Annotated in this window: 7 protein-coding genes, 1 other RNA gene and 1 riboswitch; of the genes, 7 read left to right on the forward strand and 1 reads right to left on the reverse strand. The window is 48.4% G+C overall.

Going from position 1 to position 11,624, the window contains the following annotated elements; translation table 11 throughout:
• Positions 1-32: 32 nt before the first annotated feature.
• The gene (locus tag DW817_RS08075; protein WP_021737094.1) at positions 33-800 is read right to left on the reverse strand and encodes an alpha/beta hydrolase; all 768 of its coding nucleotides are present in this window, start codon (positions 798-800) and stop codon (positions 33-35) included.
• A gap of 138 nt (positions 801-938) precedes the next feature.
• Here DW817_RS08075 and rnpB point away from each other — a divergent pair.
• From rnpB to DW817_RS08110, 7 genes are all read left to right on the forward strand, one after another.
• Positions 939-1,275, forward strand: an RNA gene (rnpB, locus tag DW817_RS08080) — RNase P RNA component class A.
• Positions 1,276-1,304: 29 nt separating this feature from the next.
• Positions 1,305-1,622: a thioredoxin gene (trxA, locus tag DW817_RS08085; protein WP_021737097.1), complete on the forward strand. Its 318-nt coding sequence runs from the start codon at positions 1,305-1,307 to the stop codon at positions 1,620-1,622.
• Positions 1,623-1,627: 5 nt separating this feature from the next.
• Positions 1,628-2,596 (forward strand): glycosyltransferase family 2 protein, encoded by a 969-nt coding sequence (locus tag DW817_RS08090; RefSeq protein ID WP_014128384.1) that lies wholly within the window; start codon positions 1,628-1,630, stop codon positions 2,594-2,596.
• A 766-nt stretch (positions 2,597-3,362) separates the two neighbouring features.
• A riboswitch (cyclic di-AMP (ydaO/yuaA leader) is annotated at positions 3,363-3,492 on the forward strand.
• Positions 3,493-3,514: 22 nt separating this feature from the next.
• Positions 3,515-4,204 carry an NlpC/P60 family protein gene (locus tag DW817_RS08095; RefSeq protein WP_369794680.1) on the forward strand — a complete coding sequence of 230 codons (690 nt, stop codon included), beginning with the start codon at positions 3,515-3,517 and terminating at the stop codon, positions 4,202-4,204.
• Positions 4,205-4,291: 87 nt separating this feature from the next.
• Entirely contained in the window at positions 4,292-5,203 is a 912-nt protein-coding gene (locus DW817_RS08100) for a 4Fe-4S cluster-binding domain-containing protein (protein WP_009016190.1), read from the forward strand.
• 84 nt (positions 5,204-5,287) lie between these two features.
• Entirely contained in the window at positions 5,288-6,217 is a 930-nt protein-coding gene (locus DW817_RS08105; RefSeq protein ID WP_014128387.1) for an AraC family transcriptional regulator, read from the forward strand.
• Between the two features lie 939 nt (positions 6,218-7,156).
• Positions 7,157-10,873, forward strand: a complete 3,717-nt coding sequence (locus tag DW817_RS08110; protein WP_021737107.1) for an autotransporter outer membrane beta-barrel domain-containing protein — start codon at positions 7,157-7,159, stop codon at positions 10,871-10,873.
• Positions 10,874-11,624 lie beyond the last annotated feature (751 nt).

The following is an 11,624-nucleotide window of genomic DNA, read 5'->3' on the forward strand; positions in this document are numbered from 1 at the left end:
ACGAATGCGAGGTTTCCGTCCTTTTTTCGCACTTATTCACCAAAAAATTCCACAATTTCGTGGATGGCAAGGGCCATCTGCTTGGGGTTCTGGAACGGGTGGTTGGCTCCTTCGATAGGGATAAAGGTAATGACATTATTTTCGGCAAAGGCCTTTGCTTCTTCAAAAGGAATCATTTCATCCTTTGTGCCATGGAGAATGATGAGATCATCGGCAAAGTCAAAGAATTCGCTTTTCCGTACATCATGGGTCCTAAGATCATCCAGAAAAGCCTGATCAATTTTCATCTTGCGGTCAAATCCAACCTGGATTTCCTTGCCTTTTTTGAGAGCCGATCGGTCCGCTTCCGTAAGGTAGCGGTTCATGCTTTCATCAATCGTGACAGCTGGCGCACGTAGGGCAATGCGGGTAAAGGGATTGCCTTTTTCAAGGAGAAACCGCAGCGTTACATAGGCCCCAAAACTAGTGGAATAGTTATAGACCTTTTCCGCACCCAAGGTCTTTTTGGCGTAGTCCGTAACGATGGCAAGGTATTTCAGGCATTCGTCCATGAGGAGCTTTTTGCGCGCGTCCTCGCCATGACAGGGAAAATCAAAGGCAATGACGGCATCATCCTTATATTTGCTGGTCAGGTGCTGCGCAAAATTTGTGACGCCTGCCGTGTCCTTGCTGCTGCCAAAACCGTGAGTCACAATGGCGACATGCTTAAACCTGCGTTCGTTCTTGCGGCTGTCATGGCAGAAATAGCGGCAGCGGATACTGCAGCCTTCCTCGTTGATCTGTATTTTCTTTTCAATCATGATGGGCCTTCTTTCCTTGGTGGTTCAAGGGACATTATACTCGCCGCTGCCTGATTCGGCAAGGAAGGAGGCGTCATTGCAATCTGCTTATTTTGTGTCGTTGACAACACTGCGGCCGTATAGTATATTTACTTTATATGAGTGTGAAAGATAATCGCGGCAGCGCAAGCTGATGAGGAAAGTCCGAGCTCCACAGGGCAGGATGCTGGATAACGTCCAGTGAGGGTGACCTTAAGGAAAGTGCCACAGAAAACAAACCGCCGGCTCGCCGGTAAGGATGAAACGGTGCGGTAAGAGCGCACCAGCGGCCAAGTGATTGGTCGGCTTGGTAAACCCCATCCGGAGCAAGACCAAATAGGGAAGGGATGAAGCGGCCCGCTGATCCTTCCGGGTTGTGTCGCTTGAGTCCATAGGCAACTATGGAACTAGATAAATGATTATCGTAACAGAACTCGGCTTACTGATCACTCATATCCATTTTTGAATTGTACAGGAGGAATCTTTATGGAAATCATCAATATCTCTGATAAAGCAGCCTTTGATCAACTCGTCAAGGAAAGCACGAAACCGGTCATGGTTGACTTTTGGGCGACCTGGTGTGGTCCCTGTAAGATGGTCGCTCCTATGATTGCACAGATTGCGGCAGAACGGGATGATGTGCAGGTGGCTAAAGTTGATGTGGACCAAGTCCCTGATGTAGCCAGCAAATTTGGCATTGCCGCCATTCCGACGGTCGTTTATTTCAAGGATGGCAAGGAAGCCCATCGCTTTGTCGGCGTCCAGTCAAAAGCCGCTTATTTGGATCCTCTTCAAAGCCTGTGATTTGCATGATGAAGAAACTATCTATTGTAGTCCCCGTCTTTAATGAACAAGAAAATATCCACGAATTTTACAGGCGCGTTACGGAAGTAATGGCGCCTTTATCTTATGACTATGAGCTGCTGTTCATCGATGATGGTTCCCGTGACCAAAGCGCGGCCATGATCCGTGAACTGGCGGATAAAGATCCTCATGTGGAAGGCTATCTATTTTCCCGTAACTATGGCCATCAACTGGCTCTTACGTGCGGACTGGAACACGCCAAGGGGGATGCCGTCATCTCCATGGACGGGGACCTGCAGCATCCGCCGGAAATGATTCCGGAACTGATTTCCCTTTGGGAATCGGGGTATGAGATCGTGCAGACCGTCCGTAAAGCGACGGAAGACGCCACTTTCTTCAAAAATATCACGTCAAGTCTTTATTATAAGCTCATCAATACTATGAGTGAAGTCCGGATTACACCGGGAGGTTCTGATTTTCGGCTCATGGACCGGAAAGCGGTGGATGCGCTGAATTCTTACCACGAACGGGCCCGTTTTATTCGTGGAATGGTGAATAACCTAGGATTTCGGACGACGACCCTGCCTTTTGTGGCGCCGCCGCGTTTTGCTGGTCATTCCAAATTTAACCTAAGAAAAATGCTGCGTTTTGCCCTGGACGGGATTACGGGCTTTTCCCGGGTTCCCCTGCGCCTTGCTTTTTATGCAGGACTCATTTTTGGCATCGGCAGCCTGCTGCTGCTTCTCCATGTCCTCTATGCCTGGATTATGGATGAAGCCGTGCCCGGATGGACGACCCTTGCAGCGGCCGAGTTCTTTCTCGGCGGTGTGGAACTGATGGGCATCGGGATCGTTGGTGAATACGTAGGCCGTATCTTTGAGGAAGTCAAGCATCGGCCTCTTTATATCGTGCGGGAACATATCAAACACGAATATAAGGTGGCGGACGCAATCGCACATATAGTTAAAAAATAAGAGCCAGAACTGCGAAGAAACAAGAAATTTCTCCGCAGTTTTTTGATAGGGAAAGGTAAGGGGCGGCGACGAGGGCATGATTGAAAGCGTACGCTGCAGCCCAATGAGAGCGGAGCAAAGGTAGGCATGCTTTTTGCCCATTGCCTTAGGATGGACAGGAAATGGACCTGCGACCACCAGGTTGACGCTCTGCGTTATCGGTTTTTTACATTTTGAATCCTTTAGCTTAACAGCCGAAGACGCAGGCTAGAGACAGCGTCTTTTGTCTTCCCTTTCGAATTTTATCCTTTTTCGAATATGGGCCTTAGGCAAATCCTGTTTGCTCTAAAAAACGAAAAATTTCCCAAAAGTGGCTCGCCCGCCAAAGGCATTTTTTGGGGCGACTTTACCATGAGTTTGTGTACTGCAACAATTTACGTAGCACCATGATTTCATGGCCATCTCGTAAATCTTAAAATGAGAAAAGAAGGCAACTCGTGCAGAAAATCGCCGCGATTTTTACTCCAAGTAAAAATAAAAAGGGAGGACCGAAGATTGCAAAAAGCTCCCTATATTTTAACTCAGTCCGATTTTTGGACTGAGTTAAAATACAGGGAAAGAACGCTTTTTACTCCACCGCCAGCACTGCAGGTGCGGAACCACCATTTGGGCATTAACCGAATTGACAGCTTGAAAGCGTCTTTTTTCGTACCCATTTCTTGAACAAAATGTGACATATTGGACTTTTTTTCCTTCCATTGCTATAATGTGAAGTGCAGAAAACGTAAATTTAATAAAACCGAATCGTAGGGATACGAACGGAGGACCCAATGTTGGGGTGAATTTCCTTTCTTTTAGGAATAGGGTGTCTCGACCCGAACCCGGCAGCTAACTTCGTAGGTGAATCGAGAGGGTGTGTTTATTATTTTAAAACGGATGATGCTTGGGGCTGTTGCCGCCTTTGTGTTGAGTTTTGCTGCTGTCCCTTTCCAGAGTGCGGATGCAGCGGCATTTCATCAAGGCGAATCGGGGCCGGAAGTGGCCGCCATTCAGGAAAAACTGCTTATGGAAGGCTATGATATCGGGATTCCTGACGGTGTGTACGGCGAAAGAACCGTCGACGCCATCAAAAAATATCAAGCCAGCATGGGCCTTGAAGTGGATGGCATCATTGGTGATTCCACGTACATGAAGCTCATGGGAAAACGGATGCCCCAGTATGCAGGATATGGAGTAAGCCGCGGGCGTTCCTATCATGGCAGCGGGGCAGCGAGAAGGTTGATCTCCCGAGCCTTTGAGTACGTAGGTGTGCCTTATGTCTTTGGGGGAACGACGCCGTGGGGGTTTGACTGCTCCGGCTATACGCAGTATGTCTTCCGTCAGATTGGCATCAGCATCCCCAGAACAGCGGATACCCAGTATTACAGTTATCCAAAGGTTTCTTCCCGGAACCTTCAGCCCGGTGACTTGGTCTTTTTTGAAACGTATGAACCGGGTCCCTCCCATGTCGGGATCTATATTGGCGACGGCAAGATGCTTCAGGCTGGTTCCAGTACGGGCGTGACCGTTTCCGATGTGTTCGGCGGTTATTGGGGTGCCCGCTATATTGGGGCCGCTCGGGTTCTCTAAGTGATAAGCGGTAAACTCAATCCTGTTTTTCAGGGTTGAGTTTTTTTATGCCTGCTCTAGAAAAGCTATGCGAAAGAAAGGAACGTTATGGAACCTTGTACCCTTTGTCCTTTTACCTGCGGCGTTGTGCGTCCGCTTCATGAAGGCGGACCTGGCCACTACGGTGTTTGTCGCTGCGCCATGACGCCTAAGGCGGCGCGTGCGGCCCTTCATCACTGGGAAGAGCCTTGCCTAAGTGGGGAAGACCCTCAAAAAGGCGGCAGCGGCGCGGTTTTCTTTTCTGGCTGCACGCTGCACTGCGTCTACTGTCAAAACAGTGAAATCAGCACAGAAAACCATGGCTGGGAAGTGACGGCGGACCGCCTCCGGGCCATTTATCAGGCGCTCATCGACCAAGGCGCCTATAATATTGACCTTGTGACAGCTACGCAGTATCTGCCTATCATCCTGCCATCGCTCACGCCAGCCCTTCCGGTCCCCGTCGTCTATAATACAAGCGGTTATGAACGGGTGGAGACCTTGCGGCTGCTTGAAGGAAAGGTCCAAATCTATCTTCCCGACCTTAAATACCATGATGATGCCCTGGCCCAGCGTTACAGCCGCTGCAACAATTATTTTACTACAGCGTCCAAGGCCATCCTTGAGATGTTCCGCCAAGTGGGTCCTTATGAGCTTGACGAACGGGGCATTATGCAAAAAGGCGTCATCATCCGCCATTTGATCCTTCCTGGTCACGGTAAGGACAGTATGCGCCTCATCGACTGGATTGCCGATACCTTTTCCCCCGGCGACGTCATGGTAAGCCTCATGCGTCAATATGTCCCCTGCGGCACGGCGGCCCAGTATCCGGAAATCAATCGCAAGCTCACAGATGACGAATATGAAGAAGTGGAACTGCATTTTCTGGAAAGCCGCATCGAAGACGGTTTCATTCAGGAAAGTCCCGCCGCTGATGACAAGTTTATCCCGGCCTTTGATGGTACGGGCATCTTGCCTTAAGGCTGCGGCTTTCTATCTGTGATCGCCTATGGTAAGATAAAAGTAGAATGAACTTCCCTTTTGGGGGAAGAGGTGAGGTGTCTTATGCAGAGAGTCCCCTTAGATCGTCTCATTGTCAGCCACAATCAAGAAGACCAGCGGATCCATCCCTACTACGATGGGATGGTCACGGAGGAGCATGGATTGCCCCTTGACGTTTATTACGAAATCATTTGGAAAAAACGGCTCGGCTTCAGTAACTGGCACTGGCATGAAAAAATCCAGATCCTGCTTGCCATCCAAGGGGATATGGCTGTCATGCTGACGGACCAGAAATTTGAACTCCATCCAGGGGAAGGACTCATCATGAATGCCGGGCAGCTTCACCGCGTGATTCCCCGGCAGCAAAAATCGGGTATCCTTGTCTGCCTGAACCTGAGTCCCAGTGCCCTCGGTCTTCGCAGTGGGTCGTATATGGATCGAAATTTTGTTGAGCCCTATACAAAAAATCCGGAATTTACGGCCGTCCATCTTCATCCCCTCATTCCCTGGTGCAAGAAACTGATGGATGAGGTGCAGGGCGCGTATCTCATCAAACGGGGAGGGGAGACGGCCTACGAAGTGGACCTCATGAGCGTCATGTATCGCATTTGGTCCCTGTTCATCAAGAACGTGACCTTTACAAAGGCCAAGAAATCCACATCCGCTCGTCACCAGTCCATCACAAAGACCCTTATGGGCTTTATCAAGGCCCATTACCATGAAAACTTTGCCATAACGGACCTTGCAGCCTTTACAAGTTACAGCGGCAGCGAGTGCTGCCGGATTTTTAAGGAAACGGTCCACGAAACAATTTACCAGTTCCTCAATAAATATCGCCTTGAAAAAGCTGCAGTCCTCCTGCGAAATACAGAACTTCCTGTAAGTGCTGTCGCACAACGAACAGGATTCAGTTCGACCAGTTATTTCATCAAATGTTTCAAACTTCAGACCATGCGCACACCGCTGCAGTTTAGAAAAGAGCTCCATAAGTAAATCGGGCCCTATCCTGACCTCCCGGATTAAGTGATTTCTTCACTTAGTCTGGGATTTTTTTTGTAAAAAGGCGACACGAGGAGAACCCTAAAAACCGATAATGTTCGGGAAAAAAGTGGTGACCGCGGTACACGCAATACGGTCTCCGCACGGGTTTTCCTTGACCTATATGCAGGATGATGAAATAGGACAAATCAAGATCCTCCGATTACACTATGTAATTTAAAGACTTTACAGGGAAATTTGCTGGATAATTCTTTTATCTAACCGTAAATTCTTTACAATTTAGTTGATTTTAACTTTCATGTTGTGACGATTTTCAAACTGATTTATCTACCCATTAAAATGAGTATAATAAGTGTTCAGATATAGCGAACAAATAAGGCGGGATGGATATGAAGCAAAACAGTGCCCATAAGGGCAGACGGTGAGTGTGAAAGGAATTGGGAGATGCCTTTTGAAACCTGTTTGGTCTTGATCCGTCCAGCAGCATAACCCATTTCCTTGTGTGGAACCCCATGGGTTTCTTTGATTACGAGTGAAAAGGAGCGAGTCATCATGATGAATGGAAGAATGGCAGTTGAGGGATTATCAAGATTTTTGGAACTTGGTACGACCCTCGATGATCTGAAGACATTAGTGATGGCTGGCGTTTTTTGATTCCCGTGACCTTGTGAGCCGTGTTACCGGTGGCAGTGTCGAAGTACCAGATTTTGTCAGACTCGAATTTCGCATTTGACACATATTCCCCTATTATTTCTATTGGCTCCCGCTATTTTTGCGGGAGCTTTTTATTCATCGAGATTATACAATAAGGAGTTTAGTTAAGAAAAATAATTGATATTGACAAATAAATATAAATAAGATACCCTCTATAAACAGACTATTTTTATTGAAAAGATAAAAATCCATAGAAATCTATTATGGGGGAGAAGGGAAATGAAACACATCCATCAAACAAAGAAAATCAAATCAAAAATTGTACTAGGCACTTTGCTTATCTTGGGTGGCACGATTTCATCCAGTCAAATGGGAATGACCGCTTCCATCGTACTGGATAAAACACTGACCAAAGAAGATCTGGCAGTCAACAATGGAACGAATCTTCTTTCTTCAGCTTATGACCTGAGGTGGGGGGTTGATGCAGATTCTTTTGAGGCATCACTTCGTGCGCCTGTTTATGATCCTCGGTTTAATGGGTCCAAGACGCCTCAGCTCATTGGCTTTTTAGCTGATACATGGTGGTTTGTCCCAGGCTACGATCCAGATGAACTTAAGGATAAAGTCCGTTTTTCTACTTGGCTGCAGTATGCAACGCATTGGATTACGGCTCAACAAGACATCAAGATTTTAATGACCCCCAACACAAACTATATTCCTGTAGATGATACCGATTCTGATTGGCGGGAATCCCCCCCTGTCAATGCAGCCATATATGCGATGCCAAAACTCGGTCTTCTTGAGATGGAAGCGCAAAAAGGTGACGTGAGGGTTGTCCTTCAGGATGCTTACAGCCCTGATGCGGCATCCACTGATTCCATCGGGTTTTCTCCAGATACCTATGTAATCACTGACGCTGGCTATACAGTCTCTGATGATACCCAGATAGTCGGCAATGAAAAACCTGGTCCCATCCGCTCATCGTCTGTTCCGTCATATATAAAAATCAAGGGAAAGAGCAACTTCATCGGATATGTGAAGAATCAAGAGTGGAAAGAAACCGGCTATGATGAGCGGATCATCCCTCAAAACCATACCGTCCTTTCGGCCTATGGTTCCGGACTGATCGAAGTGACAGCTCGGCAGGGAGATAATACCATTTATACCGGAAAAGGAGCTCAAGATATTACAGTAGGGGTCGACAGTTATTTTTTGGATTGGACAGTCGGAGATTGGATGATGTATAGTCCTGAGTGGCAGCTTCGCGGAAAAGTCGTGTTGAATGCTCCGTTAGGCACCAATCGAATCTATGTTGAACCGGTCCATTCCGCATTCAGTCCCATTACGTATGGAATTGGGGCGCAATCTACGTCGATGTTAGGAGATGGTTATCGACCCTATAAATATCCCATTGAATGGTACGACGGGGACCGCTACCGCTCTCAAGTTGTGCTCTCAGCCAAGGAAAACGAAATCGCAGTATATAGCGGAAAGGCGGCCCAAGAAACAGCTGGCGTCATCCCGAGCAATTTTGGCAAGATTACGATTACGGCGACGGAGGGCAACAATTGCATTACCGTCGGCTCTAAGGGGGAAGGAATCCTAAGCGGTCTTTATGGCGGAGATCATGGAATCCTACTGCTCACAGCGGAAAAGGGCAATAATATTATCTCTCTTGCGGCTGAATCGGTGGCTCGAGATAGGTCTTATGCTGCTGGGATTGGGAACGTAGCGGGGGACGTTACCCTTTCAGCTCCAAATGGCAACAATTTCATAGGAGTCCGACCTGATGGGGAGAAGGCAGCAAAAACAGCCCAGGAAGTTGGACGAGAGCTCCCTAAAAATGCGCGTTATTATGGCATTAAATCGACAGGATTCAAAAATGAACGTTATGACTATTATGGCGGCTCTGTGCAGGTTACAGGTCAAAATAATGAAGTCATTGCGGATGCGTCTGAAATCAAGGGAGCGACGGGAACTGGAATCCGTGTGGATGGAAACAGTACAGTCCTGCTTGAGGCCAGTGAGCGCAATCAAGTCTTGGGGTCTTCTGCTGCAGCCCATGTCTCGGAAGGAAACCTAACCATAAAGGGCACCCAGAACATCCTTAAAGGCGGAGACCAGGGTCTTGTTGCTGAAACTAATGGCGCCAAGAATGATGCGGCCATCCTCGTTGCAGGCCAGACTGAACTTGCGGTCAATGCAGGCGGCACCGCCATCAGAAGTGATGGAAAAGACAGCGAAACGGCAAAAACATCGGTTGAACTGACCTATGAGGAACAGAGCCATATTGCAGGCGACATCAAGGCCAGCGGTGCGGGCACGGTCAGCATCAAGGCATCAGGTGACGAGGCCACCATGAATGTGGTGGGAAATGTCACTGCTTTTGGTGAAAGTGGCGCCACAAAAGGCGGTGCAGTGACCATGGACCTTCAAAATGCCAGCTATTTTGAAGGTACGGCCGATACGGGTCTTGTGACGAGCCGAAATGGATATGATGTCGCCACCGGCACCATTGATGTTACCTTGGGCGAAGGTGCCCTCTGGAAAATGACGGGCTCATCGGCTGTGACGAGCCTTTCGGGAAAGGGCAGTACAGTTTATTTCAAAGACGGCGGTGACGCCCTTGAAATTGGGACCCTTGCGGGCAGCCACACCTTTGCCATGGACCTTGACTTTAACGACAACACCCAGAGTGACATGCTCTATATTGAGAAGGGAACGAGCGATGCCCAGACCCTTTTCATCAAGAACATCGAAGCCCTGGACAAACAGATGTCCGATGGGGACCGTGTACGTTTTGCGACGGTGAAGGATTCGCGGAATGAATTTGTGGAAGGCCGCCCCTACTATGTGGCCCATGGTGTCACCAATGATGCCTTGACTGTCCGATACGCGGATTATGACAGTGACGCTCTGAACGATACGACTCAGTATAACGGCGATACCCATACGAAAAAACCATCGACGGACACGGTGGCAGAAACCTATGGCGGCAAGAACGTCTATCTGGAAAAGAAGCTGGGGACAAAACCCAATGCCGGCGGTGCTTCTCCTGATAAGTCCCTTAAGATGGTCTGGCGTCATGTATCAGATCTCGATACCTTTACAAACCGGTCCGGTGAGTCACAGTACTTCACGCCCGGTGCCAATGACGGGGCTTGGGCCCGCCTTCGTTATCAGAACCTTGGTATCGACGACATGGGCGAACTTGACGGCAATACCTATGAGATGGGCTATAGTAAGGTCCTCCAGGACGAAGAAACGGAAAAGCATCGCTTGAGCCTTTCTGGGTTCTATGGCAAGACAAAGGGCCATCTGGAAGGCTATGCGAGCCATCTTACCGTAAAAAATACCGGCCTTGCACTCTATGACACGTGGAAATTTATCCCGTCCGAGGTGGAAATGGACCAAAAACCTGCCTGGAAAAAAGGCTCCCACAGCTACCTTGATTCGTATATCAAGTTCCATCGTTTCCATACGGATTATGAATCGACGGATGGCCAGACAGGAAACATCTACAAAGGCGAGTATGATCAAAATATTGTCAGCCTTTCCACAGAGTTTGGTCAAGTCGATAAGCTCAGCGAAAAGTGGAGTATTGTACCGCAGGTGCAGGTCCAAGGCTCCTATCTTGATAGCTATGACTTCACCGACTCGATGGGCATCAAGATTGACGCGGACCACGGCTGGAGCCTCATTGGCCGCTTGGGTGTTGACCTTGTCCGGGACCTCAATAAAGAAAAGGATCAAAAGTTCTACCTGAAAGCAAGCGTCCTCCACGAATTCCTTGATGGCATGGACCTTGCCGTCTCTGCCGACGATACCTACCTTAGAAGCCCCGGCGACAGCCAAGGCACGTGGGGCGTCCTCGGTGTCGGATACACCTCACAGATTGGTAAGAACCAGCAGTTCTACATTGATGTGGATCGCTACTTTGGAAATGATTTTGCAAGGACGTATAATATCCGTGCCGGACTGAATTGGAAGTTCTAATAAGAGGCTTTGGCGTGGATGCTTGACTAAATTTACTAACAGCGGCTAGCTAGGGACATCTTCGCTGGCTGGCTCTGACACTTAAAAATTAGTCCCATTGAGGCAGTTGTTAGTAAAATGCGACAGCAGTTTCTGCGGAGATTACATTCATTTAACTAGTGTTCCTATCTTATAAGAGCGTTTCCATAAGGAAATAAGAAAAAAGAGGAAAAAGCCTTACCTCGAATTCATGATATGATTCGGGGTAAGGCTTGATTTATATGCTTTTCTTTAGGTTTGATGCAAAGGCTCGAACAGTCGTGATTGGTTTAGAACCTCGACCCGCGGAGCCGATCTGCCCTAAAAAGGCAGCACGTCAATCTTCGACCGATTTTGAGAGCTCCCTGTGCCTTAGCAATAGAGAAGCAAAAAATCGTGACCGGGCGCTAAAATGATTCGCTTTTGATCGGATCTTTTGCCACAGAACTCGATGCGTAGCATCAATCCGCCATACCAAGGCGGGAGTATCCACCAAGCCGGCTTGGTGGGTGGCGGATGAGGAGGGACGTTTTTTGTCCCGACGTCTCCAAACGAACGGTAGTGAGGAACATTTTCGATGGTTCAAGACTGCCTAGCACAGCTTGCTGTGCTAGGCAGTCCAAAGGACCGTGTTATCGAAAAATCAATTCGGCGCCCACGACCGATAGGAAGGTTTGGGGCGGCGTGTTCGGGTCTTTCTTCTTATTATCCTTTATCGTCACACAAAACCAAC

It is taken from the genome of Acidaminococcus sp. AM33-14BH (genome assembly GCF_003603525.1).
In the GTDB taxonomy this organism is placed as follows: domain Bacteria; phylum Bacillota; class Negativicutes; order Acidaminococcales; family Acidaminococcaceae; genus Acidaminococcus; species Acidaminococcus intestini.

Excerpts from the sequence above, each read along its gene's own strand:
- DW817_RS08075 (WP_021737094.1), bottom strand. The coding sequence starts at position 800 with ATGATTGAAAAGAAAATACAGATCAACGAGGAAGGCTGCAGTATCCGC.
- trxA (WP_021737097.1), top strand. The coding sequence starts at position 1,305 with ATGGAAATCATCAATATCTCTGATAAAGCAGCCTTTGATCAACTCGTC.
- DW817_RS08090 (WP_014128384.1), top strand. The coding sequence starts at position 1,628 with ATGATGAAGAAACTATCTATTGTAGTCCCCGTCTTTAATGAACAAGAA.
- DW817_RS08095 (WP_369794680.1), top strand. The coding sequence starts at position 3,515 with ATGCTTGGGGCTGTTGCCGCCTTTGTGTTGAGTTTTGCTGCTGTCCCT.
- DW817_RS08100 (WP_009016190.1), top strand. The coding sequence starts at position 4,292 with ATGGAACCTTGTACCCTTTGTCCTTTTACCTGCGGCGTTGTGCGTCCG.
- DW817_RS08105 (WP_014128387.1), top strand. The coding sequence starts at position 5,288 with ATGCAGAGAGTCCCCTTAGATCGTCTCATTGTCAGCCACAATCAAGAA.
- DW817_RS08110 (WP_021737107.1), top strand. The coding sequence starts at position 7,157 with ATGAAACACATCCATCAAACAAAGAAAATCAAATCAAAAATTGTACTA.